Genomic DNA, 24,134 nt, shown 5'->3' on the forward strand with positions numbered 1-24,134 from the left:
ACCAGGCGCGTTGGCACCACCCGGCGCAGCAGCACCAGGCGCGTTGGCACCACCCGGCGCAGCTGCAGCGGCTTCGCGCGCCTCCGGCTCACCGGGAACACCCGCACCGGAGCCGGCCGCGCTGGATTCGCCGACGGCGGAACGACCGGAGCCAGAAGCGGAGGCAGCCGCACCATCCGGACCTGGGCCAGTGGCAGGAGCGGGACCACCCACACCTGGACCAGTAGCCGAAGCAGGACCAGCCGCACCGGGAGCAGCGGGAGAAGCAGGCACAGAACCAGCAGCGCCGAGACCGGCAACAGAAGCAGAAGCAGCCCCGGAACCCGCGCCAGTCCCAGAACCAGGGCCAGAGCCAGTGCCAGGACCACGGCCAGGAACACCAGACCCCGCCATCCCGCCTTCAGGCCCGGCCGGATGCGGCACCGTGCGCCAGACCGGGGCCGGGCCGATGTTCATCGCCGCCGGGGCGGCCAGGGGGCCCGCCGTCGGGGCAGGGGCGGCGGGGCGCGGGGCGGGCTTCGGGATCGGGTCGAGGCAGGAGACCAGGACGGTGGTGTTCAGGGGGTCCGCGACCTTGCGGCCGCTGCGTTCCCGGTAGATCATCTCGCCTTCGGTGTCGATCTCCACGAGGTAGCCGGCCTCCGCCAGTTGCTCCTCGTCCAGATCCACGAGCTTTTCGTAACGGGACGGCACCACGCGGTAGACCGGCCAGGTCAGGCGCGCGTGCTCGGCGTGGAACTGCGCCAGCAGGGCCGCCATCTGCTGTTGCCAGGGCAGCGACATGCCCTCCGCCAGCGAGCGCGGCAGCACCACGTAACCGGCGTCGACGCCGGGCCAGCCGTGGTTCAGCTGGTCGGACAGCGGCGTGCTGGACGCCGGGTGCGCGGACTGACGCTGCGGCTGCGGTGCGCCGAACAGCGTTCGCGGGTCCTGGGGCTCACCCTGGCCGGGCTTGCCTCGCTTGCCGAATTTCCGTGCCACGTGTGTCATCCTCTGCCAGCGCGCGGCCGCGTGCTCGTGGACAGGCCGCGACTTCGGGTGAATCGGGCCCGTCGCCGGGTCATCGGACAGGCCATAGCGGTCACCCCGGTCGGTGTCAAGAGCCGGTGACTCCTCAACCCATGCTAGACGCCGGGACGCACCGCCTGCGGGACCACTTCCGCCTCGTCGAAGGAGAACGGCCGGATGTGCACCGGGACGCCGGTCTGCTGGGCCTCGACGATCTTGCCCTCGCCCAGGTACATCGCCACGTGGTGGATCGTCGCCGGATTCGCCGGGTCGGTCGCCAGGAAGATCAGGTCGCCGGGCTGCGCGTCACGCACCGGCAGCATCGCGCCCGCCTTGTACTGGTCCTGCGAGACGCGCGGCAGGATCACGCCCGCCGACTGGTACGCGCGCAGCATCAGGCCGGAGCAGTCGTACGCGTTGGGCCCGGTCGCGCCCCAGACGTACGGCTTGCCCTGCTCCCCCAGTGCGAACTTGATCGCCTGCGCCGCCGCCTGGCTCGGCGGCAGCGCCGCGCCCAGCCCCTGGCCGCACCCGGCGGCGTCGACGACCTGGCCCAGGTTCTGCACGAGGACCGCCGCCATCGCCTCCCACTTGTGGTAGCGGTCGGGGAAACCGGAGCGCTCCACGGACTGGGCCGCGTCGCCGGGGCGCAGGTTCGCCCAGTCCGGGACCGACATCAGCACGTCGAAGAACTTGTTGATCGCGTAGTTCGGGTTGGTCACCTCGGCGGCGCTGCCCCAGTTCATCGACGGGCGCATCTGGAAGATGCCGAGCGAGTCGCGGTCGCCGTGGTCGAGGTTGTGCAGGCCCGATTCCGTCATCCCGGCCTGGATCGCCACCTGCCAGGCGCGCGGCGCGAGGCCGCGCTGCTTGCCGATCGAGATGATCAGCGCGACGGTGCCCTTCTGCTCCTGATCCAGGTTCGACGCGTCGTTGGCGCCCTGCTGCGGCTGGCCCGGCTGGGTCGGGCCGATCGCGGCGTCGCAGGAGGTGTTCGTGAGCCCGCCGGCCGCGGCCTGCTGCTGGTCCACCACCACCTTGGTCACGGCGCTGGTGGTCAGCACCGCCGCGAACACCGCCGCGACCAGCACCCCGACGAGGATTCCGAGCTTCACCGGGCTCAGCTCGCCTGGTCGTAGTCCGCCACTCGCCACCCCGCGCCGGTGTTGACCACGGTGATGCTGAGCTTCGGACCATCGGTGGGGACGACGACCTGGACGGAGCTGGTGTAGGAGGAGGTGACGGCCGCGTCACCGGTCACGCGCGTGGCCGGGATGTTCGAAGGGTCCACAGTGGACATGACGGGCAGGAACTCGTCGGTGGTCAGCGCGCGCATCCCGTTGAGCCAGTCGGCGTTCGAGATGCCCGCCGGATGGTTCACCCAGGCCGTGGCCCACTGTTTCGCGACGTTGACGGCCTCGGGGTTCGGCGGCGCGGACGTCGGCGTGGCCAGCGGGCTGGACAGCCGCGTGGGCAGCGTCGAGGGGGTCGGCACCGGCGCGGCGAGGCCGGGCCCCCGCGCGGAGCTGGTCGCCGAAGGGGCGGGTTGCGCGGTGGCCGGCTTGCCCATCGTCTTCGGCAGCACGATGCCGAGCACGGTGACCAGGATGGCCAGGAACACCAGCGTCCCGACGAGGTGCCGCGGCGAGCGCAGCGGCCAGCCCCACAGGCGCCGGTAGACCGCGGTCCGGCCGCGGTTGGTGCGGATCGGCATCCGTCACCGCCCCATGACCTGGTCGGTGTCGCGCACTTCGATGCCCCGCGAGGGGCGGTAGAGCACGAACACCGGCTTGCCCGCCACGACCTCGGGGTCCACCCGGCGCGGCTGCGCGCGGATGCCCGGCGGGGTGTACACGTTGGCCTGGCCCGGCACCGACTCCGGCGTCACGTAACCGCGGTCGGCGTTGTTCATCCGGGACGGCACGACCACCGGCTCCGGCTCGTCGCTCCAGCGCAGGTCGGCGACCGGCGAGGTGTCGACGCGGCGGCTCTCCTGCGTGGGCAGCCGCCGGCTGCCCACGACGTAATCGCCGGGTTCGCCGGAAACCGGGTTGTACTGGCCATAAACCGGCGAGCCTCCGCGTCCCGCCGGAAGCGCGCCCGCCGAACCGCCCGAGCCCACGGCGCCGGGCCACGGCGCCCCGGACCACGCGGCGGCCGGCCGGACCGCGCCGGAGCCGTTGTCGAGCCGTTGGGAGCTGGCGAAAACCGTCGCCTCGGGGCGGTAGCGCCCACCGCCGACGGTGGCGCCCATGGGCCCGCGGGTTTCGCCGTCCACCACGTCGTCGGTCTCACGCACGTTCTGCCAGAACGAATCCTGCGGCGTCGGCCCGTTCGCGCCCTTGCGGAACCGCGAGAAGATCCCGCCCGACGGCGACGGCACCGCGGCGCCGACCATGCTCACGGACATCTCGACCATCTGCCACAGCCGCCGCACCGGACGGCCGACCATGAACAGCAGCACGGTGACCAGCCCGGCGAGCACCATCTGCGTCAGCATGTTCAGCGAGTTGCCGGCGTCGAAGATCGCCTGCAGCAGCAACGCGTGCACCCCGGCCAGCACGGACAGCACCACCAGGTTGAACGCCACCCCGCCGGCCACCTTCAGCACGCGCCGCAGGATGTCCGGGTGCAGCAGCGCCACCAGCCCGATCAACGGCGCGGTGAGCGCGAACAGCCGGATCAGCACCTGCGCGAGCAGCACGGAAGCCTTGGCCAGCAACTGGAACAGCGAGTAGACGATGCTCTGGCCCAGTGCCAGGAACCCGGCCCCGGTCCGCCCGCCGGACTCCCCGGTGAAGTACCCGGTCGCGGGACCGAGCTTGGTGGAGATGTCCTTGTACGCGGCCTTTTTGGCGTCGACGACGTTCTGCTTGCCGTCGTCGCCGTCGCGGATCTGCTGCCAGGTGAACGCCTGCGCGTCGAGCAGCGGCCGGCCGTACTGGTCGGCCTGCGGCGCGTTCGGAGCGCCGAACTCGCCGCGCAGCCAGTTCTTGTAGACGATCTCGTTGTGCAGCTCGGTCGGCAGGATGTGCCGGACCACGCGGTTTTCCGACTCGTCGACGAAGCCGGCCTGGATGTTCGTGGTGGTCTGGACGATCGCTTTGTCGATGGGGTCGAAGTATCTGAGCATCGCCAGTGACGACGCCGCGAGCCAGACCGCGGCCAGCGCGTAGAGCGCCCGTTTGCTCACCGCGGCCAGGTCGCCCCGCCAGATGTTGCGGAACAGCATGATCGACAGGATCAGCGCGACCAGGCCGAACAACTGCGCGTAGATGTTGTTGTAGACCTTCTCCGCGCCGGATTTGACCGCGTTGTAGATCGGGTTGAGCAGGCCGCCCTCGAGCACCGTGTAGTGCAGCGAGTTCGTGGCGCCGACGATGTTCTTGCCGACGTTGAACAGCTGGTTGCCGGCCCAGGTGTCGATGGTGGAACTCGGCGACGCGAGGCTGGACAGCGGCGAGCAGTCGGTCTGGAAGGTGTCCCAGACCAGCCCGGCGTAGCTGTAGTCGATGTAGGCGCTGCCGGCCTCGCCGTTGCCTTGGGCGGGGTCGATCGCGCCGACCATGCCGGAGCCCGGCCGCTCGGGGTTCGGCGAGTCGCCGCAGGCGGCGGCGTTCGCGGACGGCGCCAGCAGCACCGTCTGCATACCGAGGACCGCGATGACGGCGATCATGGTGGCCCGCCGGCTGGGCCTGTGCTTGCCCGGCTTGGGGCCCTGCCTGATCCGCCGGCGCAGGGCGTGCCAGGCGGCGGCGAACGAAAGCACGAACGCCAGCGTCAGGACGGTGCTCACGCGGTCCTCCCCGCGGAGCCCCACGCGGTCCCCGCAGGCCGCGGTCGACCGGCGTCGCCCGGTTCACTCGCCCCGGCCGGGCCGCCGGGGCGCGCACTGGTGCGGCCGCGGCGAGCGCGGCCCGGTTCCGGCGGGTTCACGCGGCATCCCTGCCGGTGCCGCCCTTGCCGCCGGTCCGGGCGGGCTGGCCCGGACCACGTCCGTTGGCGCCGTTTCCGTTCTGCTGCACCGCACCCTCCACCTCGCCGGTCTCGGACGCGAGCGGGTCCGGCGAGCCGAGGAGCTCCTCGTCGGTCAAGCCGACTTCGAGCTCGGCCTCGAGCTCGAAGTCGTGTTCCAGCTCGTCGTCTTCCGGTGGGGTGGGGACGTACGGGGCGGGCTCTTCCTCCGGCGGGTGCGGCACGACCAGGTCGGTGCCCGGCTTGGTGTACGCGTCCTTCGAGCCCGGGGTGGTGTCCATGACCGACCGCAGCTGCTGCAGGTGCGGGCCGGAGAAGTCGACGCGGATGCGCTCCACGCCGCCGGCGCCGTCGCCGAAGATGAACTGGCGGGGTTCGACGTCGCGCTCCAGGCCGCGTTGCGAGCCCGGGCGGCGGCCCAGCGCCGCGACGACCTGCTCGTAGCCCACCCCGACGGGCACCTTCAGCAGGCGCAACGCGTCCGCCTGGGCATCGTCGTCGTCCAGCCGGCCGACGAAAACCGAGTCCAGCAGCGCGACGAAACCCTGGATCTTCAGGAAGTCCGCCGGGATCTGCGAGGACAGCAGCACGCGGACGTTCCACTTGCGCGAGTCACGCGCGAAGCGGTTCATCAGCACGCGCCCGGTCGGCACCTCGGACAGGAAGAACGCCTCGTCGATCCAGACGCCCTTGCGCAGTTCCTTCGGCTTCTCGTACACCGACCGCTGGGTCAGCCACGCCGCCAGGTTCAGCATCTCGACGCCGAGGGACTCCGCGTCCGTCCAGTACTCGCGCGGCACGCCGTCCTTGGGCAGGGTCAGGCCCGCCATGGTCAGCACCGTCATGCGGTCGTCGCGGGTTTCGGCGTACGGGTCGGCGTCGTCCTCCGGAATCAGCAACGCCATGCGCTCGCGCATCTCGTCCAGGAAGTCCGCGACGACCACGGCGTGCTCGTGGTGCTCGCTCGAGTCCCGGCGCAGCGCGTCGATGACCTGGCCCGGGTCGGCGTCGAACCGGCCGCCGACCGCGCGGACGGCCCGCAGCAGCACGATCCGCGTCTGCGCCATGCGCGACACCTCGTACGGCAGCACGCCGGTGAGCACGTCGAGCACCAGGCGGCGCCGCGTCGCGCCCGCCAGCGCCTTCTCCCGGCGCCAGGACCGCTCCGGGTCGTCCTCGTCCATGAAGTGCTCGAGCAGCGGATCCGCGACCACCCGGTACGGGTTGAGGATGCCGGGCTGCGCGTTCAGCAGGTTGATCGGCCGCGCGTACGGGCGCAGCTCGGGCAGGTCGCACAGGCGCGAGAGCGGGCCGGACGGGTCGAGGATCGTCCAGTGCGCCCCGGCGCGCAGGGTCTTGTAGACGATGCCGCCGCCGAGGAACGACTTGCCGCCACCCAGCCCGGCCACCATCGCGGTCAGGCCCGAGCCGTCGCGGATCTCCTGCGCCATCCACGGGTCCCAGGCCACCGGACGCCGGGTCGCGGTGACCGTCTCGCCGAGCAGGATGCCGCGCCGGTCGCCGACCTCGGCCGTGGCCGTCGGCACCGCGGAGGCGCCCCACACCACGGAACCGCGGCGCATGTACGCGGCCGAAGCCAGCGGCTCGCCCGGGATGAACTCCCGCGCCATCGCGTACTGCGCCTCGGGGTGCTCGATGGCGACCTTCGGCTTGTACAGATCGAGCAGCTGCTGGGCCAGCCGCAGCGCGTCACGCTCGGTGGGCCCGGAAACCGCCAGCCGCCACCACGAACGCACGCGCGTGGCGAGCGCGGTGAAGCCCGACGTCATCTCGTCGTCGATCTCCAGCACCCGCCCGGCCTGGCGCGAAAGCGACTGCGGCGGCTCCAGCTCGTGCTCGTCGGTGTAGTGCTTGACCTGCGAGCGCACCTTGTTCATCTGGCGCTGCAGCTCGCCGGACACCTCTTCGGGGCGGCGCACGTAGATCCGCGCGGACACCTCGACGGCGGCGGGCAGCCGGTCGGCGTGCTGGATCCACGGGTCGTCGACCTCGGGGATCTGCAGGCCGTGCATCTGGCCGACGGTGAGCACGGCGAGGTGCCGCGAGACGCCCGCGTTGGAGCCGGTCCGGCCGCGGACCGTGACCGTCGGGGCGTACGGGTCGGCGTAGAAGTCGGCGGCGTCGGTGAAGCTGGCCAGGTCCTCGGGCTCCCACGCGGCGCCCGGCACGGCGGGCATGTTCCGCGGCGCGGGCAGGCCCAGCGAGCAGGACCGGTGCATCAGCCAGGACATCTCCTCGGCGTGCACCGGGCGGCCCTCCAGCCCGGCACTGCCGATCACCTGGTCCAGGTGCTCGACCTCGGAGTCCAGCGCCGCCAGCTCGGCGTCGACGGCCTCGGGCAGGATCTTGCGCAGCACCGGCGCGGCGCGCTCGACCGCGCGGTCCACCATGCGCCGGGTCTGCACCTGGACGCCGAGGTAGACCTCCTTCTCCGCCATCGACCGGCCCATCAGCTGCTGCTGCTCGCCGATCAGGTAATCGTCGAAGGACAGCGCGCCCGGCACGTCGCCCGGCCGTCCGACCGCGTTGTGCACGTGGGCCTCGGCCCACATCCGGATCGGGTACGGCCGGTTGGTCACCCGCAGGTGCAGCCAGCGGCCCTGCAGCTCGGCGTACTGGCCGGCGATGGCCGCGATCAGGTCGCGGCGCTGCGAGTCGGAGCGGAACGACCAGCGCTGTGGCGCCAGCCGGTACCAGGCATACACCTCATACCCCGTGCGCAGCAGGTGCCCGTCGATGCTGCGGGCGGCTATCGACGGGGTGTAGGCGGGTATGGCCTGCTCACCCGTCAGGCGTTTCCCGCCCTTGCCGTTCGAGGAGGTGTTCCTGGCATTCGCGGACCGGACCTGCTGGGGCGTCTGCCAAGCGCCCACCGGCACGTCCTGATCCCGCTTCCCTCGGCTTCCGCCGCGACCGAACAACGACTACCTCCCGGCCCGAGCCGCGGGGCGGCTCCGGCGCGCTCGTGGTGCTCCCTGTGCCCCGGCCTGTGCTCCGGCGACCTGGCCGTAGCCGTGGTGCTGGTACTGCCGCCTTTTCTTGTGCTTCGGAACCGGGCGCTCGGCCCGGACGCGGATCCGGCTGGCGCTGACCGCGCCACCCGTGCCCGTGCCCCGCTCCCGCGGCGTGTTGAGCTCACGGCCCGCCATCCCGACCACCGCGCCCAACGGGCGTTCGTGGCTGATTTTGGCCGTGATCAGCCTGGTGATCACGATCGTGATCACAAACGCCCACGCCGTGGAGAAGAACCCGAAGCTCCAGCCCGCCCACCGCTCCACGGTGAGCACGAGCAGGAAGACCGGTATGCCGATGAGCCACGCTACGTAGCGGGCCCTCCAGGGAAAAGTCGCCTTCGGCGGGCCGAGCCAGACGGCGTCGACCCGGTAGACCTCGTCATCTGTCCTGATACGCACGCCAGCCCCGCCTCAGCCGGTGAACAGGCCGGCGATCCACTGGCCCACGTTGACGCCGGCGCCGCTGACCGCGAGCCCGATGATCGCGAGCGCGATGACCACACCGGCGAGCCGGCGCATCACACCCGCGTTGTCACCCTTGCCGCCGCCCAGCCAGAGCAGCAGGAGCGCGACGGCGAGCAGCACCAGGGGGATGACGTTGTCGATCAACCAGCTACGGACGTTGCCGGTGCCGAGCTCGCCGGCAGCCAGCGTCTCGAGGGTGGTCATGGTCATCATCGCGATACTCCCGGTGCGCGGAGGGGGCCGCGCGGTTCTGGCTTGGGCGAAGCTTCGAACAACATCATGGCGTCACAAGGGGTAATGGTCAAAGCGCGCTTTGTAAATGTCGACTTGTGGGCAGGGCGCCGGGTCGGAGCGGTCTGGTCAGAATTCCTCGCCCTCCATCATGGTGGCAAGGGTGCTCGGGATTAACCCCGGACACCCGGATTTCGCAGTGGACCGACGAACTCACTCCGCCGGGAGCACTTTGCTCACTCTCGGTGCTCTCGGTGCCGACGTGATGAGGCCGGAACCAGTGTGGCATGCCCCATTCGGCCGCCTCTAGCGAGTCCGCTGAGTGAGCGCCACGCTGCGATCGTGGCCCAAATGCGACCACCAAGCAGTGAGGCTCTTGTCACGATACGCGCAAGCCGGGCGCCGTTTTTCACTACATAGCGTGATATCGGACATCGGGGACCGGCGCTGCCGAAAGCGGTGTTCGGTCCCGTTCCGAGCCGGGAAAGCCCGGTTCCCGGCACCGGGCCGCGCTCACTCCGGGTACACGTTCGACCGCCCGAACCAGCGTGACCTGCACCGTTCGGCGGCCGTGGCACCGACGACCGCAGGCCGCGGAACTGGTCCGACCAGGTCGGCTCAGGACGGCCGGGTGATCGCGCGCGGGAACGCGCCGGCCTTGACCACGGCGCGGCTCAGCGGGCGGCACAGCTCGTACAGGCGCGCCGACTTCTGCTCGCCGAGGCGCGTCCACGGCCCTTCGGACGCCAGGTTCGTCGCGGCCTCGATCCGCTCGCGCAGCTCGGCGCCGCGCTCGGTGAGGCCGCCGTCCGCGCCGAGGATGCCCTGGTCGGCCAGCCCGGCGACGGCGGCGTCCCACTGCTCGTCACTCCAGCCGCGGGTTTGCTTCGCGGCCTCCGGCGTGAAGCCGGCGCCGGTCGCGACGTGGGTGACGAGGGCTTCGATCCCGCTCAGGCCGTTCAGCATCAGGGCGGCGACGTGCGCGTCGCCGCGGTACTCGCGCAGCAGCGAGACGGCGTGCCAGAGCGCGAGGTGCGGCCGGTCGGGCCAGGGCAGGCTCGCATGCCCGGCGTAGAGGGGACGGCCTTCCGCGCGGCAACCGCCCGTGGCTTCGCGCGCCAGCTCGGCGGCCTCGGCCACGTCGTCGGATGCGAGGACCTCGTCGCCGAGCAGGCGCCGGTACGTCGCGTCGACGGCCTCGAGCCGGGCCACGAGCACGGCCTCCGGCGTCGCCAGCGTCCAGGCGCGCGGGATGTGCCGGGCGACGATGTCGGGGTTGAAGTTGTAGAACGTCGCGGCCACCACGGCCGGCCCGACGGCGCCCATCGGCGCGGACCGCCCGGCGAAGTAGCACATCCGGCCGGGCCGCAGCCCCGCCGCGGTGAGGTACTCCTCCGTCTCCGGCACGAAGTACACCAGGGAGTGCAGCGTGTCGAAAGTGCCCTTGAACTGGTTCGCGACGTCCGTGGCATCACCCATGCCAGGAACCCTACCGCGCGGTAACCACGGGCGCGCACCGCCGGAAGCAGGAGTCGGCCCGGAGCGCCCCGATGGGGGTTCGGGGCGGACGAGCTGGCATGTAAGCCGGATCCTGTTCCCGGGCGCGCCTCGCGGTGCGACCGGGCGACGGTCATCCATCTCGGCCTGCCGTCGCCGGCAGGCTCCAGCGGCCTACCCGCAGGCATCGGACGGGCCGTCCTCGAACGCCTGCGCAGGAGCGTGAGCTCCCTCTTGGCCTTGCTCCGGGTGGGGTTTACCGAGCCATCCCGGTCACCCGGGATGCTGGTGGTCTCTTACACCACCGTTTCACCCTTACCCCCGTCGAATCCAACGGTGACGGGGGCGGTCTGTTTTCTGTGGCACTGTCCCGCGGGTCGCCCCGGGTTGCCGTTAACAACCACCCTGCCCTGCGGAGTCCGGACTTTCCTCGGACCGGGTTTCCCCGGGCCGCGACCGTCCTGCCAGCTCGTCCGCCGGTGAATCGTACCGGTCTCATCGCGTGGACGACCGTTGACGGTCCCGGGGCCCCGCTGTTCACTCGGCCGCATGTCCGCACCAGACCCGCACGAGCCACTGAAATTCGCCTACTGGGTGCCGAACGTGAGCGGCGGCCTGGTCACGAGCGACATCGAGCAGCGCACCGACTGGGGGTACGAGTACAACCGGAAGCTGGCCGTGCTCGCGGAGGACAACGGGTTCGAGTACGCGCTCAGCCAGGTCCGCTACACCGCCAGCTACGGCGCCGCCTACCAGCACGAGTCGACCGGCTTCAGTCTCGCGCTGCTGCTGGCGACGCAGCGGCTGAAGGTGATCGCGGCGGTCCACCCGGGGCTGTGGCACCCGGGCGTGCTGGCGAAGTTCATCGCGAGCGCCGACGTGATCTCGGGCGGCCGCGCCGCGGTCAACGTGGTGAGCGGCTGGTTCAAGGACGAGTTCACGAAGCTCGGCGAGCCGTGGCTGGAGCACGACGAGCGGTACCGCCGCACGGAGGAGTTCATCCGCGTCCTCAAGGAACTCTGGACCGACGACCACGCCGAATTCGGCGGCGACTTCTACCGGATCCACGACTTCGACATCAAACCCAAGCCCGAGAGCCGCCCCCACCCGGAGATCTTCCAGGGCGGAAACTCCACCGCGGCCCGCAAACTGGCCGGCCGCGTCTCCGACTGGTATTTCAGCAACGGCAAGGACTTCGACGGCTTCACCGAACAGGTCGAAGAGGTCACCGGCTACGCGGCGGAGAACGACCACACTGTCCGCTTCGGACTCAACGGTTTCGTCATCGCCCGTGAAACGGAGTCCGAAGCGCGCGACGTCCTGCGCGAGATCGTCGCGAAGGCCAACGTGGACGCCGTCGAGGGCTTCCGCTCCGCGGTGAAACAGGCCGGAAAGTCCACTTCGGACACGAAGGGCATGTGGGCGGACTCGGAGTTCCAGGACCTGGTCCAGTACAACGACGGCTTCCGCACGGGCCTGATCGGCACCCCGGAACAGATCGCGGACCGCGCCATCGAATACAAGCGCCGCGGCGCGAACCTCCTGTTGTTGGGCTTCCTGCACTATCTGGAGGACGTGGCCCACTTCGGGTCGGACGTGCTGCCGGTCATCCGCGCCAAGGAACGGGACCTGGCCCGCGGCGCGGGGGCTCCGGAACCGGCTACGGGCCGGGTCTGAGGGTTACGCGGCGGATTCAGCCGGTCGGATCGCGAGGTCACGCACATCCGGCCCAGTTGCACCACCGCATGGAGTGAGCACATCCACCTACTGCAGCACTGCCGGTGTCGAAATCCTTCTCGGCGCCACACGTTCCGCTGTCTGGTCCCGGCACGTGTTGGGCGGCCGAAACAGCCGGTTGATCGGCCCGCACAACGGCCGGCCGGGTGAGGCCGTGTGAACGCGCAGGGCGATGCCCCGGGCCTCCTTCGCCTTTGTCCATCGTTCCCGGCGGTCGACCTGGCCACGGCCGCGAAGGCGTTCAACATGCATGTCAACACCGCGTACCCGCACATCAGGCGCGGCACGTTCCCGTGTGCCGTGATCGGCCCTCGTGGGCCGCGTGCCGGACCGCGCCGGTTAGCGTTCGGGGGTGACCGGAACCGCGGCGGCAGTGGCCAGCCTGATCCTGCTGGCTGCCACGCTGGTGTTCGCCATGGTGCGGCCGCGGGGGTGGCCCGAGGCGGTGGCCGCCGTGCCGTTGGCCGGGGTGGCCTTGCTGCTGGGGCTGGCGACGCCCGCGGAGGCGGGGAAGCGGGTCGTCGAGATTCTGCCGACGATGGGGTTTCTCGCGGCGATCCTGCTCGTCAGCCATCTCGCCGCGAAGGACGGGGTGTTCAGCTGGCTCGGGACCAGGCTCGCGGAGCTCTGCCGCGGGCGGCCGCGGCGGTTGCTGGTGCTCACGTTCGCCGCGGCGGCCGGGGTGACCGCGATCCTCAGCCTCGACGCGACCGTCGTGCTGCTCACGCCCGTTGTCCTCGCGACTGCCGAGGGGCTGCGGCTCGAGTCGAAGCCCCATGTTTACGCGTGCGCGCACCTCGCGAACTCCGCGTCCACCCTGCTGCCCGTCTCGAACCTCACCAATCTGCTCGCCTTCGCCGCCTCCGGGCTCACCTTCGCCGGGTTCACGGCGCTGATGGCGCTGCCGTGGCTGGTCACGCTGGCCATCGAGCTGGCCGTGTTCGCCCGGTTCTTCCGCGAGGACCTCGAGGCCGAGCCGAGCACCCGGACGCCGGAACACCGTGAGGCGCCGGTGTTCGCGCTCGTGGTGCTGGCGGGCACGCTGATCGGGTTCGGGGCCGGGCAGCTGGTGCACGTCGAGCCCGTCTGGGTGGCCGCGCTGGCCGCGCTCATCCTCGGCGCGAAGGCGCTGGCGGAACGCAAGATCAAGCCCTGGCAGCTCGTCACCGAGGCCTCGCCGATGCTGATCCTCTTCGTGCTCGGGCTGGCCGTGGTCGTCGAGGCCGTGTCGGAACACCTGCTGGGCGGCGTGCTGCGCACCCTGCTGCCGGACACCGCCGGGCTGCCCGAGCTGCTGGCCACCGCCGCCATCGCGGCCGTGCTCGCCAACGTCGTCAACAACCTGCCGGCCACGCTGATCCTGCTGAGCGTGCTGGGCCCGCACCCGAACACCGGCATCCTGCTGGCCGTGCTGCTCGGGGTGAACATCGGCCCGAACGCGACCTACCTCGGCTCACTCGCCACGCTGTTGTGGCGCCGCGTGCTCGCGAAAGCCGGGCACCGGCCGTCGGCGAGGGAGTTCCTGAAGCTCGGCGTGCTGACCACGCCGCTTTCCCTCGCCGCGGCCACCGCGGCGCTCTGGCTGGTGCTCCCCTGAAAACTCAGGGACGCGGCGGGATGGTCTGGCCCGGCTCCATCGTCGGGCCGCAGTCGTTCAGGCCGTCGCCGAACCGGTACGCCTCGACGTCCATCATCGTGGTCGCCGCGTAGTGCTGGACGGCCTTGAGCTTGGCCATGTCCGTGACGGCGTCCTTGCGCACGAAGTCACCGTTGCGCGGGCCGGGGCCGGGGTAGACGAAGATCGGGTAGTAGTCGCGGTCCACGCGCGGGTCGACCGTGATCCCGTTGCCCGCCGCCCACGGGCCCCAGGAGTGGATGAAGGTCGGCTTGACCGAGTCGAACACGTAGTCGCGCAGGCCGGCGATGTCGTCGTTCTTGGTCAGGTCCGCGATGTCCGCGTTCACCAGCCCCGCCATGTCCACCAGGTGCAGCCGGCTGGTCATCGACGAGCCGCCGAGGTCCGGCAGCAGCAGCGAGGCCTGCTGGAGGCCCAGCATGTCGGCATAAGTGTTGAAGCCGCGGCCGAAGCGGTCGGCGACCAGGCACGCGGGGATGGTGGGGCTCTTGATGAACTCGTCGGACGCGTGCGTGAACCCGACCAGCGACGGGATCGCCGCGGCCACCACCACGACCGAGGCGACCGCGCGCCAGCGCACCTTGACCGTGCGCAGCAGTTCGCCGAACGCCAGCGTCCCGCCCAGCGCGCCCAGCACCCACACCGGCGTCGCGAAGCGGTTCTGCGCCATCCAGTCCGGGATCATCACGCCGAAGGCGATCACGCCCAGCGCGAACGGCGTCATCAACGCCACCAGCGCCCGGCGCCACGGGGCCTTGGCCAGCGCCCAGATCACCACGGCGGCGAGCACGATCGTGCCCGCGATCCCGGCGTACGCGATCAGGTTGCCGGGCCGGATGATCGACATCAGGTCGGGCAGGCCCTGCTTCTTCGCCACCGACGGGTTCGCCAGCAGCCGGTGGAACTCGCTGTAGCGCCAGGCCACATAGGCCCCGAACAGGACGGCGAAGGAGGCGATGGACAGCGCGGCGAAGCGGAAGCTGCGCCAGAAGCCCTCTCGCCGGACGCCGAAGAGCAGGACGATCGGGTACGCGGCCGCGTAGATCAGGCCTTCCGGGCGGGTCAGCGCGGCGAACGCGACGATCACGCCCGCCGCGATCGCCACCTTCGGCGTGAGCGCGCGCTCCTTGTTCACCGCGGTGAACAGCAGCACGGCCAGGCCGAGCACGGCGAACGCGAACAGCGAGTTCTCCAGGCCGGAGACCACCCAGATGACAAACGACGGGATGGTGGCCAGCGTGAGGCCGACGGCCAGGGTGGCCACCCAGGCGCGGCGCGGGAAGAGCTGGCGCGCGGCCACGTGGCAGAGGATCAGGATGCCCGCGGTGAACAGCAGGCCGAGCAGCTTCGGGAAGAGCACGTAGTCCGGGATGCCGAACAACAGGCCGTGGTCGAACAGGCCGGCCACCTTGCCGAGCGCGAGCAGCAGCATCCAGGTCGGGTCGGAGAAGCCCTCGACCGGCGGCGCGCCGGGCTGCAGGACCGGGCCGAGGCCGTCGGCGAAGCTGCGCGAGTAGGAGAACGTGATGGCCGCGTCGTCGACGATCCAGTGGCCGTAGCGGGTGGCGTGCCAGGCGACCGCGGCCACCCCGGCGAGCACCGCCAGCGTGGCGGCGATCCAGCCGTGGCGCAGGCCGCGGGCGGTCTCGGGCGCGTCCTGCTCGGGCAGGTCGCGTTCGGATGCTTCGCTGAGTGCGCTAGCCGTCATGTCCTCGTCACTGTTTCTACTCGCAGATCTTGCCGAGAAACGCACGAGCCTGCGCCCCCCTGTGAGGATCCCCGGGGATCCGCGCCGCGGCGCCGCGGTCGACTGAGCACTCTAGCCAATACCTCACCGGCCGGTTCCCACGCGTCACCGTTGGGCGTGATCCGCGGCACATCCGGCGCCGGTCAGCTCAGGTGCGAGATGTCGTTGACCAGCCGGACGGAGGCGTTGCCGTCGGGGTAGAACTCGACGATCGAGAGCGACGCCAGGTCCAGGTGCAGCCGGAACAGCAGCGACGGCCCGGCGTCCAGGCCCAGCCGCAGCAGCGTTTTGATCGGCGTCACGTGGCTGACCACCACGACCGTGCGGCCGGCGTGCTGCTCGACCAGATCGTCGAGGGCCCCGCGGACGCGCACGTACACCGCGTCGAAGCTCTCGCCGCCGGGAGGCGCGCACGACGGGTCGGACAGCCAGCAGCGGTGCAGCTCCGGGTCGCGTTCCGCGGCCTCGGCGAAGGTGAGGCCCTCCCACTCGCCGAAGTCGGTTTCGATCAGGCCCGGGTGCGTCTCGACGCGGCCGCCGAGCGCGTCTGCGACGGCTTGAGCGGTCTGCTTCGTCCGGGTCAGCGGCGACGCGACGATGGGCGCGGCCTCGCCGTCCTCGCCGATCAGGCCCGGCATGGTGGCCAGCCGCTTCGCCGCGGCGGCGGCCTGGCCACGGCCGTGTTCGGTGAGCGGGACGTCGCCGCGGCCGGAGTAACGGCGGTCGACCGACATCTCCGTCTGGCCGTGGCGCAGCAGCAGCAGCTTGGTCGGGGTGCCGCGGGCGCCGGTCCAGCCGGCCGGGGAGACCCGGTCCGGCTCGGTGACCCGGGCGGGAGCGGTTTTGGCGGGACGGCCGGTGCCGCCGTCCATCGCGACGTTGGCGAGCCGGTCGGCGTGGGAGTTCTCGGCGCGGGGGATCCACATGTAACTGACACGGTCGAACGCGTCCGCGAGTTCACGCGCCCGCGCGGCGAGCGGCTGCAGCGCGGCGTGCTTGATCTTCCACCGGCCGGACATCTGCTCCACGACGAGCTTCGAGTCCATCCGGACGTCCACAATGGACGCACCGGTCCCGGCGGCCGCGGCGAGCCCGGCGATCAGGCCCGAGTACTCGGCCACGTTGTTGGTGACCACGCCGAGGAACTCGTGCCGCTCGACGAGGACTTCGCCGGTCACCGCGTCCTTGACCACGGCGCCGTACCCGGCCGGGCCGGGGTTGCCGCGCGAGCCGCCGTCGGCTTCGACGACCACCCGCTCGGTCACAGGCCCGACTCCAGGGTGCGGACGAGGATCGCCCCGCAGTTCTCGCACTGCACGACGGCGTCCTCGGCGGTGGCCTTGATCTCGTTGATCGTGTTGCGGTCCAGCTCCAGCTGGCAGGCGCCGCAGCGGCGGGCGCGCAGCAGGGCCGCGCCGATGCCCTTGTGCTCGAGGGTGCGCTGGTACAGCTTCAGCAGCGGCTCCGGGAACCGCGGCAGCAGCTTCGCGCGGTCCTCGTCGCGGCGCGCGCGGGTGGTGTCGAGGTCCTTGAACGCCTCGTCACGGCGGACGATCGCGGCGGCGACCTCCTGCTCCGCCTTGTCGACCTCGGCGCCGGTGCGCTGGGCGTCCAGCTCCAGTGCCTCGCGCTGCTCCATCAGCTCCAGCAGGTCGTCCTCCAGCGCGCCCTGGCGACGGCCGAGCGTCTGCAGCTCGTGCTCGATGTCGGTCATCTGCTTGGAGTTCACGGAACCGGACTCGAGGAGCTTGCGGTCGCGGTCCTCGCGGGCGCGCACCGACTCGATCTCCTTCTCCTGCCGGGCGATCTCGCGGTCGAGGTCGGACACGGCGGTCTGGACCGACACGAGGGCGTCACGCTTGTCCCGCGCGGTCTTCTCCCCCGCGTCGATCTCGGCGAGTTCGGGGAGGGTGCGGCGACGGTGCGCCGTGCGCGAAAGCTCGGCGTCCACCTTCGCGAGTTCGAGCAGCTGGCGCTGGACGGCGGGGTCGGCCTTCACGGTGCTCCTTGTTGGCTAGCGCGGACGGTCCACGGGTCGGTGCACCGCGTGGAGACGTGGCTGTCGACGTTACCCGCAAAGGCCGCGCCGACAATGGCCGAGGCTTGCCTGCACCAGGGCCATTCGCTGGCCCAGTGGGTGAGCCCGACCAGCGCCGGCGCTCCCCCGGTGGCGGCGAGGTGCTCCCCGGCGGGGTGATGGCGCAGGTCCGCGGTGACGTAGGCGTCGACGCCCGCCGCGGCGGCCTTGGCGAGATAGGAGTCGCCGGCCCCGCCGGACACCGCGACGGTGCGGATCGGCCGGTCCGGATCGCCGGCGCCGAGCACTCCGGGCAGCGTCGCGGGCAACGCCTCGGCCACCCGCCGCACGAACGCGGCGAACGGCTCGGCGTCGGCCAGCTCCCCGATCCGGCCGATCCCGGTGCGGCCACCGGGAACGTGGGGGTCCAGCGGCCCTCGCACGGTGAGCCCGATGGCCTCGGCGAGCGCGTCGGACACTCCGGGGTCGGCCGAGTCGGCGTTGGTGTGCGCGCAGTAGAGCGCGATGCCGCCCCGGATCATGCGGTGCACGAGACCGCCCTTCGGCGTGTCCGCCGGCACCCCGTGCACCCCCCGGAGCAACAACGGGTGATGCGCGACGATCAGCTGCGCGCCCAGCTCCTCGGCCTCGGCCACGGTCGCCTCGACGGGGTCCACGCAGAACAACACCCGCGTCACCTCGTCCGCGGGATCCCCGCACACGAGCCCGACGGCGTCCCAGCTCTCGGCCAGTTCCTTCGGGTAGCTGCGTTCGAGGGCTTCGATGATCTCGGCTAGGGCGGGCACGAGGGGATCTTCCCACGTCACCGGGTTCTGGAAGACTCACGCCCGTGACTCATGTGGTGTTCGTGTGCTCCGGCAACATCTGCCGGTCTCCCATGGCGGAGATGGTGTTCCGGGCGAAGCTGGCCGAGGCGGGACTCGATGGGGCCGTACGGGTGTCGAGTGCCGGGACTGGGCCGTGGCATGCCGGGGAGGCGGCGGACCGGCGGGCGCGGGCGACGTTGAAAGCGCACGGCTACCCCACGGAGCACGTCGCGGCGGAGGTGAGCGATGAAGACCTCGAAGCCGATCTGCTGCTGGCTGCCGACGAAGGGCACCTCGAGTTCCTGCAGGCGCGCGTCGCCGAGCCTGGGCGGGTTCGGCTGCTGAGGGACTTCGACCCCGTCGCGCCGCCGTGCTCCGAGGTGCCGGACCCGTATTACGGCGCCGACGGCGGGTTCGAAGAGGTGCTCGGCATGATCGAACGCGCCATGCCCGCCCTCGTCGACTGGGTGCGCGCGCACGGTTAGCGCGCTTTGTCCCACCCGAACGCGCCTGTTGGAGAGGTCGCCGCGCACCCGGTGACGGCGACCGCCTACCGTGGAGGGGTGCGGTTGCGCTTTCTGCTCCGGCCCGGCTGGCTGGCTTTGACGGTGGTGGTGTTCACCTTCGCCGTCTGCTGCTTCACGCTCCTCGCGCCGTGGCAGTTCCGGCGCGACGGCGAGCAGTCGGCCCAGAACAACGCGCTGACCGCGTCGTTCACCGCGCAGCCGGCGGCCGTCTCGCAGCTGCTGGCGCCCGGCGCCGCGCCGAACCAGCAGAACGAGTGGCACCTGGTGTCGCTGACCGGCACGTACATCCCGTCCGCCGAGGTCGTGGCGCGCCTGCGGACCGTACAGGGCGAAGCCGCGTTCGAGGTCCTGACACCGCTTCGCGCGACGGACGGCACCGTCTACCTCGTCGACCGCGGCTACGTGCGGCTCGACGACAAGTCCGGCGTGCTCCCGTACGCCGCCGCGCCGGGCGGGCAGGTGACGGTGGTCGCGCGCATCCGCAGCGACGAAGCCGACCCGAAGCACCGCAACGCCTTCGCGGACGCGTCCACCGAAGGCAAGCTCCAGAGCTACACCGTCGACTCGCAGGTGGTCGCGCGCTCGTCCGGCCTGACGATCCGGCCCGGTTACTTCCAGCTCGACCAGAACCAGCCCGGCGTGCTGGGCGCGCTGCCGCTGCCGCAGCTGGACTCGGGGCCGTTCTTCTCGTACGCGCTGCAGTGGATCGCGTTCGGCACCATGGCCGTGCTGGGCTGGCTGTACTTCACCATCCGCGAGCTGAAGCCGGGCGGCGCGCTGACCGTCGAGAAGGCCGACCGCACACGCCGCAAGTCCGTCGCCGAGATGCTGGCCGAGGACGACGAGGAGTTCACTGCGGTCCGGTAGGTGGGGTGCTGGTTCCGATGCACTCACGCGGGGGAACGCCGTAGCCCACAAGGCGCAGCCGGTCGACAACGCGTAAGCCTGGGTCGTTCCGGATCAACCGCATCAGCAGAGTGACCTGCGGTGGCCTCGTTCGTAGCGTGAAACAAATGGCAAAACGCAAGCCGCCGCGCGCGGGCGAACGCCCCTGTCGGTATGAATCGCACAACCACGTCCGGAACTCCGAGAGGGAGAAGGAGTGCGAGAGGCGAGCACTGCGGCAGAACGCGACCGGAAGGGCCGACCGCAGCGCTCACTCACTTCCCCGGAACCCGACTGCAGCTCGGACAGCGTCACGAGGTGGAACCGGCCCACGCCCTGCCGCCGCGCCGACTCCCGCACCGCCGCGCGACCAGCGAAAGGAACGGCGTGGCCGTGCCCGCGAAGTACTGAAACAGAAGCCCTCCGCGGTCTCGATGGACGCAGTTACCTACGTCTTCGACGAGGACGGCTTCTACGTCCGCCTCGCGAACCGGCTCTTGGACCAGGCGCCCTGGTACCGCCCGGCGTTCCGCCATGGCCACGGCCTCTGCCTCAAGCTCGACGGCCTCGCGAAAGGGCTCGATCCGGCGACCTACGCCCAGCTGCTCCAGCAACCGGTGAGTGCTGGGCTCCTCGCGCTCGGGCTCCCGAAGTTCATGGCGACGACGCTGGGTGCAGCGTCGGCGTTCGGCACGAAGAAGCTACTCGCAGCTCTCCCGGTCGGTCACCTCACGAAAGCACTCCGCGCGCTCATCCCGCTCGCCTGTCCGAACCTGGAAGTCTGCCCAGCACGTGCCGATGTCCTGAAGACCTACGCGTCTCCCGCGCTGGCCGTCGAGCTGAAGGCGCTGACCCAACGTTGAGCAGCTCAACCCTTCCGGTGACGCAGCCCCACCGTCAGGGCCACCACCACCGAAGTAGCGCCGGCGAGCCAGCCGACCACCCGGGAGAGCTCGACGGCTCGGGTGACGTGGCCCGCGTCCGGGTTGCGGCCGACGCCCAGGACCGGGAGTTCCACGACGCCGTGCGGGTACACCGTGCGGCCGCCGACGCGGATTTCCAGTGCGCCGGCGAAAGCGGCTTCGACGCGGCCGGCGTTCGGGCTGGGGTGGGCGATCGTGTCGCGGCGCCAGGCTCGCCAGGCGCCGCCCGCGGAGCCGCCGACGACGGGGGCCGCCAGCACCGTCAGGCTCGCCGCGGCGCGGGTCGGGATCAGGTGGATCAGCTCGTCGATCCGCTCGACCGCCCAGTGGTGCCTGCCGGTGCCCCTGGCCGTCTGCCGCAGCACGCTGATCATCCGGGACGCCAGCAGGCCCGGCACCCCCGCGAGCGCGCCCCACAGCAGCGGCGCGACGACCACTTCGGACGTGTTCTCCGCCAGGGTTTCCACGGCGGCACGGGAAAGCCCGATCAGCCCGAGCCCGTCCGCGACCCGGGTGTCCAATTCGGACAGTGTGCCGCGGGCCGGTTCGAGACGGCCTTCCTCGAGGTCCCGCGCCAGCTCGGTGCCCTGCGTGACGAGCCCGGCCGCGCCGACGACCGCCCACGTGGTCACGGCCGTCGTCGCGGCCTGCACCACCGGTCGTCCCCGGCCGGCCCGCTCGACGGCCACCCCGGCGCCCACCGCCGCGGCCGCCACGCCCAATCCGGCCACCACGGACCGCACCGACGCGGGGCCGAGAGGCGCCGAAGCCAGGCGGCGGAAGGCGGTGACCGGAGGGCGTCGCCGGGGGTTGCCCAAGGCGCCGTCCGCCGCCAGGCCCAGCATCAAGCCGATCGCGCGCGCCGCGCTCACAGAAGCCCCCCGGATTCGTGAAAGTTCGAGTGCGGGCCCGAGATTACCCGGCCACGGCGGCGGCGATCTCGTCGCGTGCCTGGTCGACGATGTCGCGCATCGCGCGCTCGGCCCGGTCGGCCTCGCCCGCGTCGACGGCGTGGGCGACCTCCACGTGCCACGCGACGGCTTCCGGCTGCGGCTCCGCGGGCATCAGGCCGTGCTCGGTGCGACCCGCCAGCACCTCGGCGACCACCGAAGACAGCTGCGCGAACATCGGATTTCCCGAGGCCGACAGCAGCAGATCGTGGAACGCGACGTCGTGGCCGAGGAACGTCGAAAGGTCCCGTTCCCGCGCCGTGCGCTCGAGGTGCGCTGCCAGCGCGCGCAGCCGGCCGCGGTCCTCCGGGGTCGCGCGCAGGGCCGCGAACCGCGCGGCGCACGGCTCGACGCCCGACCGCAGCTCGGTCAGCGTCCGCAGGGCGACGGCGCGGCCCGGGCCGTCCAGCTGCCAGCGGATCAGCCGCGGGTCGTAGTGGTTCCACTCGGACGGTTCGCGCACGATCACGCCGACGCGCCGCCGGCTGCTGGTCAGCCGCATCGTCTCCAGCACGCGCACGACTTCGCGCGCGACAGTCCGCGACGCGCCGAAGCGCTCCTGCAGCTCGTCGGAACGCAGCACCGAGCCCGGCACCAGCTCACCACCCGCGATCGCCGCACCCAGCGCGTCGAGGACTTCCTCGTGCCTGTCACTCCCCATTCGATCAATCTAGCCCTCTGATTCGATTAAGTACTACTTCTTCTTGATTAAGTAGTACTTTTGAGTTTGACTGCTCCGGGCACAAGGACGTGGGAGGTGCGGATGACCGTCATCGTGGTGATGGGTGTTTCGGGATCCGGCAAGACGACGGTCGGCACTGCGCTGGCCGAGCAGCTGGGCGTCGAATACGCCGAGGCCGACACCTTCCACCCGCGGGCCAACATCGACAAGATGACCGCGGGCCACGCGCTCACCGACGCCGACCGCGCGCCCTGGCTCGAGGCCATCGCCGAGTGGATCCGGCGACACCAGGAGGCCGGCGGCGTGGTCACGTCGTCCGCGCTCAAGCGCCGCTACCGAGACGTCCTGCGAACCGGGGGCCGCGTCTGGTTCCTGCACCTGAACGGTGACCGGGACGTCCTCGCCGAGCGGATGAAAACCCGCACCGGCCACTTCATGCCCGTCTCACTGCTCGACTCCCAGCTCGCGGACCTCGAGCCGCTCCAGCCGGACGAGCCGGGCCGCGTATTCGACATCGCCAAGAGTCCCGCCGACCTCACCGCCGCCGCACTGACCGCTTTTCGGGAGCGCGCATGACCACCCTTGCCGCCGGCTGGACCGGCCACGACACCCGCCTGATCGCCGCGACGGTGCTCGCCATCGCCGTGATCGTCTTCCTGATCAGCAAGACGAAGCTGCATCCGCTGCTCGCGCTCACCCTCGGCTCCGGCGTGCTCGGCCTGGTCGCCGGGATGCCGGTCGACAAGTTGCTGGCGAGCTTCGAGAAGGGGGTCGGCAGCACCATCGCGTCGGTGGGCGTGCTGATCGCGTTCGGCGCGATGCTCGGCAAGCTGCTGGCCGATTCCGGCGGCGCCGACCGGATCGTGGACACCGTGCTCGGCCGGGTGCGCGGCCGCGGGCTGCCGTGGGCGATGGCGCTGATCGCCGCGCTGATCGGGCTGCCGATGTTCTTCGAGATCGGCCTGGTGATGCTGATCCCGGTGGTGCTGCTGGTCGCCAAGCGCAGCGGGAAACCCGTGCTGCTGCTGGGAGTTCCGGCGCTGGCCGGGCTGTCGGTGCTGCACGGCCTGATCCCGCCGCACCCCGGGCCGCTCGCGGCCGCCGGCTCGCTGAACGCCAACGTCGGCATCACGCTCGCCCTCGGCCTGCTCGTCGGCCTGCCGACGGTGGTCATCGCGGGCCCGCTGTTCGGCCGCCTGGCCGCGAAGCTCGTGCCCGACGCCACGCCGCCCGAACGGCTCGTGCCCGATTCGGAGCGCAGCGACGCCGAGCACCGGCCGAGCTTCGGCGCGACACTGTCCACTGTGCTCCTCCCCGTGGTGCTCATGCTGGCCAAGGCGCTGGCGGACATCTTGGCGGGCAAGGAAAACGGCGTCCGACGGGTGCTCGACTTCATCGGCGACCCACTGGTCGCCCTGCTGCTCGCCGTGCTCGTCGGCATGGTCGTGCTGGGCCGCCCCGCGCTGCTCAACCGGGCCAAGCTGAGCTCGATCATCGGCGATTCGCTGGGCCCGATCGCCGGCATCATGCTGATCGTCGCCGCGGGCGGCGGGTTCAAGCAGACGCTGGTGGACGCGGGCGTCGGCGACGTGATCACCAGCCTCGCCACCGGCGCCCACTTCTCCCCGCTGCTGCTGGGCTGGCTGGTCGCCGTCGCGATCCGGCTGGCCACCGGCTCGGCGACGGTCGCGACGGTGTCCGCCGCCGGCATCGTCGCCCCGCTGGCCGCCACCCTCGACCCGACGCACAACGCCCTGCTGGTCCTCGCCATCGGCGCCGGCTCGCTGTTCTTCTCCCACGTGAACGACGCCGGGTTCTGGCTGGTCAAGGAGTACTTCGGCCTGTCGGTCGGCCAGACGCTGAAGACCTGGTCGGTGATGGAGACGATCATCTCCGTGGTCGCGATCGGCCTGATCCTCCCGCTCGGCGCCCTGCTGTAGCCCGCGACAGCGCCGCGGGACCGCGAATGGTCCTGCGGCGCCGCACTGGTTG

General features: G+C 71.3%; 21 protein-coding genes and 1 other RNA gene. 7 read left to right on the forward strand and 15 right to left on the reverse strand.

Annotated features, from left to right (window positions below; genetic code table 11):
* The 9 genes from BMY97_RS47365 to rnpB form a co-directional block, all read right to left on the reverse strand.
* A partial coding sequence (locus tag BMY97_RS47365) for a hypothetical protein (RefSeq protein ID WP_177231693.1) occupies positions 1-380 on the reverse strand: 380 nt, incomplete at its 3' end.
* A 744-nt stretch (positions 381-1,124) separates the two neighbouring features.
* Positions 1,125-2,123: a C40 family peptidase gene (locus BMY97_RS35445; RefSeq protein ID WP_091625979.1), complete on the reverse strand. Its 999-nt coding sequence runs from the start codon at positions 2,121-2,123 to the stop codon at positions 1,125-1,127.
* Between the two features lie 5 nt (positions 2,124-2,128).
* Positions 2,129-2,722, reverse strand: a complete 594-nt coding sequence (locus BMY97_RS35450; RefSeq protein ID WP_091625981.1) for a hypothetical protein — start codon at positions 2,720-2,722, stop codon at positions 2,129-2,131.
* Between the two features lie 3 nt (positions 2,723-2,725).
* A complete protein-coding gene (locus BMY97_RS35455; RefSeq protein ID WP_091625983.1) occupies positions 2,726-4,804 on the reverse strand; it encodes a hypothetical protein in 2,079 nt (692 codons plus the stop codon).
* A 136-nt stretch (positions 4,805-4,940) separates the two neighbouring features.
* Complete coding sequence (locus tag BMY97_RS35460) at positions 4,941-7,925, reverse strand: ATP-binding protein (RefSeq protein WP_091625986.1); 2,985 nt, start codon at positions 7,923-7,925, stop codon at positions 4,941-4,943.
* A gap of 3 nt (positions 7,926-7,928) precedes the next feature.
* Positions 7,929-8,417 (reverse strand): hypothetical protein, encoded by a 489-nt coding sequence (locus BMY97_RS35465; protein ID WP_091625988.1) that lies wholly within the window; start codon positions 8,415-8,417, stop codon positions 7,929-7,931.
* Positions 8,418-8,429: 12 nt separating this feature from the next.
* Entirely contained in the window at positions 8,430-8,696 is a 267-nt protein-coding gene (locus BMY97_RS35470; RefSeq protein WP_091625991.1) for a hypothetical protein, read from the reverse strand.
* 636 nt (positions 8,697-9,332) lie between these two features.
* Complete coding sequence (locus BMY97_RS35475; protein ID WP_091625993.1) at positions 9,333-10,193, reverse strand: SCO6745 family protein; 861 nt, start codon at positions 10,191-10,193, stop codon at positions 9,333-9,335.
* Positions 10,194-10,278: 85 nt separating this feature from the next.
* Positions 10,279-10,683: RNase P RNA component class A (rnpB, locus tag BMY97_RS35480), an RNA gene on the reverse strand.
* 77 nt (positions 10,684-10,760) lie between these two features.
* On the opposite strand from rnpB, the gene sfnG reads away from it, so the two are divergent.
* The gene (gene sfnG / locus BMY97_RS35485) at positions 10,761-11,888 is read left to right on the forward strand and encodes a dimethylsulfone monooxygenase SfnG (protein WP_091625996.1); all 1,128 of its coding nucleotides are present in this window, start codon (positions 10,761-10,763) and stop codon (positions 11,886-11,888) included.
* 412 nt (positions 11,889-12,300) lie between these two features.
* Complete coding sequence (locus tag BMY97_RS35490) at positions 12,301-13,545, forward strand: SLC13 family permease (RefSeq protein ID WP_091625999.1); 1,245 nt, start codon at positions 12,301-12,303, stop codon at positions 13,543-13,545.
* A 4-nt stretch (positions 13,546-13,549) separates the two neighbouring features.
* Here BMY97_RS35490 and BMY97_RS35495 read toward each other — a convergent pair whose 3' ends face one another.
* From BMY97_RS35495 to BMY97_RS35510, 4 genes are all read right to left on the reverse strand, one after another.
* Positions 13,550-15,292, reverse strand: coding sequence for a glycosyltransferase family protein (locus BMY97_RS35495; protein WP_091626002.1), 1,743 nt, complete (start codon positions 15,290-15,292; stop codon positions 13,550-13,552).
* 182 nt (positions 15,293-15,474) lie between these two features.
* The gene (locus BMY97_RS35500; protein WP_091626365.1) at positions 15,475-16,584 is read right to left on the reverse strand and encodes a bifunctional RNase H/acid phosphatase; all 1,110 of its coding nucleotides are present in this window, start codon (positions 16,582-16,584) and stop codon (positions 15,475-15,477) included.
* A gap of 8 nt (positions 16,585-16,592) precedes the next feature.
* Positions 16,593-17,330: a zinc ribbon domain-containing protein gene (locus BMY97_RS35505; protein ID WP_091626006.1), complete on the reverse strand. Its 738-nt coding sequence runs from the start codon at positions 17,328-17,330 to the stop codon at positions 16,593-16,595.
* Complete coding sequence (locus BMY97_RS35510; RefSeq protein ID WP_091626368.1) at positions 17,327-18,154, reverse strand: Nif3-like dinuclear metal center hexameric protein; 828 nt, start codon at positions 18,152-18,154, stop codon at positions 17,327-17,329. Before BMY97_RS35510 ends, BMY97_RS35505 begins: the two co-directional genes overlap by 4 nt.
* A 44-nt stretch (positions 18,155-18,198) precedes the next feature.
* Between BMY97_RS35510 and BMY97_RS35515 the strand changes: the two genes are divergently transcribed.
* The 3 genes from BMY97_RS35515 (at position 18,199) to BMY97_RS35525 (ending at position 20,450) form a co-directional block, all read left to right on the forward strand.
* Positions 18,199-18,660 (forward strand): low molecular weight protein-tyrosine-phosphatase, encoded by a 462-nt coding sequence (locus BMY97_RS35515; protein ID WP_091626009.1) that lies wholly within the window; start codon positions 18,199-18,201, stop codon positions 18,658-18,660.
* A gap of 78 nt (positions 18,661-18,738) precedes the next feature.
* Positions 18,739-19,569 carry an SURF1 family cytochrome oxidase biogenesis protein gene (locus tag BMY97_RS35520; protein ID WP_091626012.1) on the forward strand — a complete coding sequence of 277 codons (831 nt, stop codon included), beginning with the start codon at positions 18,739-18,741 and terminating at the stop codon, positions 19,567-19,569.
* A 452-nt stretch (positions 19,570-20,021) separates the two neighbouring features.
* A complete protein-coding gene (locus tag BMY97_RS35525; protein WP_091626015.1) occupies positions 20,022-20,450 on the forward strand; it encodes a hypothetical protein in 429 nt (142 codons plus the stop codon).
* Between the two features lie 5 nt (positions 20,451-20,455).
* Here BMY97_RS35525 and BMY97_RS35530 read toward each other — a convergent pair whose 3' ends face one another.
* Both BMY97_RS35530 and BMY97_RS35535 read right to left on the reverse strand, forming a co-directional pair.
* Positions 20,456-21,382 (reverse strand): cobalamin biosynthesis protein CobD/CbiB, encoded by a 927-nt coding sequence (locus BMY97_RS35530; RefSeq protein ID WP_091626017.1) that lies wholly within the window; start codon positions 21,380-21,382, stop codon positions 20,456-20,458.
* 43 nt (positions 21,383-21,425) lie between these two features.
* On the reverse strand, positions 21,426-22,121 hold the full coding sequence (locus BMY97_RS35535) for a FadR/GntR family transcriptional regulator (protein ID WP_091626020.1): 696 nt from the start codon (positions 22,119-22,121) through the stop codon (positions 21,426-21,428).
* Between the two features lie 102 nt (positions 22,122-22,223).
* Here BMY97_RS35535 and BMY97_RS35540 point away from each other — a divergent pair, with 102 nt between their 5' ends.
* Together BMY97_RS35540 and BMY97_RS35545 are read left to right on the forward strand one after the other, a co-directional pair.
* Entirely contained in the window at positions 22,224-22,718 is a 495-nt protein-coding gene (locus BMY97_RS35540; RefSeq protein ID WP_177231694.1) for a gluconokinase, read from the forward strand.
* Positions 22,715-24,082 (forward strand): GntT/GntP/DsdX family permease, encoded by a 1,368-nt coding sequence (locus tag BMY97_RS35545; protein ID WP_091626024.1) that lies wholly within the window; start codon positions 22,715-22,717, stop codon positions 24,080-24,082. The genes BMY97_RS35540 and BMY97_RS35545 overlap by 4 nt, the downstream gene beginning before the upstream one ends.
* Positions 24,083-24,134: the final 52 nt, after the last annotated feature.

It is taken from the genome of Amycolatopsis saalfeldensis (genome assembly GCF_900110575.1).
Classification (GTDB): domain Bacteria; phylum Actinomycetota; class Actinomycetes; order Mycobacteriales; family Pseudonocardiaceae; genus Amycolatopsis; species Amycolatopsis saalfeldensis.

Bases quoted from the DNA above. Each gene is read 5' to 3' on its own strand.
- sfnG (WP_091625996.1), top strand. From the start codon at position 10,761: ATGTCCGCACCAGACCCGCACGAGCCACTGAAATTCGCCTACTGGGTG.
- BMY97_RS35495 (WP_091626002.1), bottom strand. From the start codon at position 15,292: ATGACGGCTAGCGCACTCAGCGAAGCATCCGAACGCGACCTGCCCGAG.
- BMY97_RS35540 (WP_177231694.1), top strand. From the start codon at position 22,224: ATGACCGTCATCGTGGTGATGGGTGTTTCGGGATCCGGCAAGACGACG.
- BMY97_RS35525 (WP_091626015.1), top strand. From the start codon at position 20,022: ATGGACGCAGTTACCTACGTCTTCGACGAGGACGGCTTCTACGTCCGC.
- BMY97_RS35450 (WP_091625981.1), bottom strand. From the start codon at position 2,722: ATGCCGATCCGCACCAACCGCGGCCGGACCGCGGTCTACCGGCGCCTG.
- BMY97_RS35475 (WP_091625993.1), bottom strand. From the start codon at position 10,193: ATGGGTGATGCCACGGACGTCGCGAACCAGTTCAAGGGCACTTTCGAC.
- BMY97_RS35535 (WP_091626020.1), bottom strand. From the start codon at position 22,121: ATGGGGAGTGACAGGCACGAGGAAGTCCTCGACGCGCTGGGTGCGGCG.
- BMY97_RS35470 (WP_091625991.1), bottom strand. From the start codon at position 8,696: ATGATGACCATGACCACCCTCGAGACGCTGGCTGCCGGCGAGCTCGGC.
- BMY97_RS35545 (WP_091626024.1), top strand. From the start codon at position 22,715: ATGACCACCCTTGCCGCCGGCTGGACCGGCCACGACACCCGCCTGATC.